The sequence below is a fragment of the Secundilactobacillus oryzae JCM 18671 genome, from assembly GCF_000740055.1.
In the GTDB taxonomy this organism is placed as follows: Bacteria; Bacillota; Bacilli; order Lactobacillales; family Lactobacillaceae; genus Secundilactobacillus; species Secundilactobacillus oryzae.
Map to the genome: position 1 here is coordinate 1 of NZ_BBJM01000074.1, position 622 is coordinate 622.

The window sequence follows — 622 nt, forward strand, 5'->3', positions numbered from 1 at the left end:
TGAGAACCCGATGAGACTTAACTCTCGTCGGGTTCTTTTGCGTATTGCGTGAACAATTTCCACACCGCTCAACGTTGCACTAGCGGTTCGAATGCTTTGAAAGCTTGCTGAGCGGACACGATGACGTTTAATGAATCGGTGGTCCTGTTCAATCAAATTATTTCGATATTTGGAACATTGGTGGGCTGATTTGCTCAAATAGTCTTGCTTTATCAGGTGCTTCACTGCTTTCAGTGTTGCCCGATATTGATCAGTGACTAATCGATCAGGCCGACCATTGGTCGTCAAGAGACGCTTCAAAAAGTGATAGGATGCGGTATAATCGCGGTGTTTTCGTAGCTCAAAATCCATGGTCAAACCGTTACTGTCAATAGCGCGATACAAATAGGCCCAACGGCCTTTAACTCGAATATAGGTCTCATCGATTCGCCAACTTTTAGCGTGAGCTGTTTGATGCCGACGCCATAGAGCCTTAAAGATGGGGCCATAGTGATGAACCCAACGCATGACCGTGGTGTGATGAACAGTGATACCCCGATCCCGAAGCAATTCAACGATGTCACGATAGCTGAGACTGAATCTGAAATAGTAGCCAACGGCTACTAAGATGATGTCCTTTTGA

The 622-nt window shown here is 45.8% G+C and carries 1 protein-coding gene; it reads right to left on the minus strand.

Going from position 1 to position 622, the window contains the following annotated elements; genetic code table 11:
* A partial coding sequence (locus LOSG293_RS09805) for an IS6 family transposase (protein ID WP_034529887.1) occupies positions 1-622 on the minus strand: 622 nt, incomplete at both ends.